The organism is Vibrio sp. 2132-1 (genome assembly GCF_033344315.1).
Genome location: NZ_JAWPON010000343.1, coordinates 1 through 696 on the forward strand (window position 1 = coordinate 1; position 696 = coordinate 696).

The following is a 696-nucleotide window of genomic DNA, read 5'->3' on the forward strand; positions in this document are numbered from 1 at the left end:
CGCTCATGCGGGGATATTTTTTATCTCCGCGAGATTTGTTAAATTAGAAAGGTTTGTAGATCTTTACTTTTAGCTTGCACGGATAGCAAATATGCCACTTCAATCCCCTCTTACGTTTTCCGACGAACAAATCAATATCGGCGAACTAAAACAAGAGTTAGAAAAATTCAGCTCAACCCAAAAACAAGAGTTTCTTAATCATCACCCTGTGACCAGCTTAGTATTGGCTCGCGCAGAGTACATGGACTTGTTGCTGACGCGTTTATGGCAATACTTCGGTTTTAATGACATTTACAACATCTCATTAGTGGCCGTGGGCGGATATGGTCGCGGTGAACTGCATCCGTTGTCCGACATAGACATTCTCGTTCTTTCTAACAACAAACTGCCAACTGCGTTAGAAGCGAAAATCAGCGAATTTATTACCTTACTATGGGACTTAAAACTGGAAGTTGGCCATGCGGTTCGCACTGTCAATGAATGTGCACAAATCGGTCGTGACGATCTAACGGTTGCCACTAACCTACACGAAGCACGTCTGCTTTGTGGCAGCGAAGACACATTCCAAGCTCTAAAAAAGGTCGTGCTATCCGACTCTTTCTGGCCGAGCGAAACCTTCTACCGCGCAAAAATCCAAGAACAGCGCGAACGTCATGCTCGCTACCACGATACGACCTATAACCTAGAGCCCGATAT

1 protein-coding gene is annotated in these 696 nt (G+C 44.8%); it reads left to right on the forward strand.

What is annotated here, in order from left to right:
* Nucleotides 1–91 precede the first annotated feature (91 nt).
* Nucleotides 92–696, forward strand: a 605-nt coding sequence (locus R8N47_RS25295; RefSeq protein ID WP_318186121.1) for a nucleotidyltransferase domain-containing protein, incomplete at its 3' end; no start/stop codon positions are given.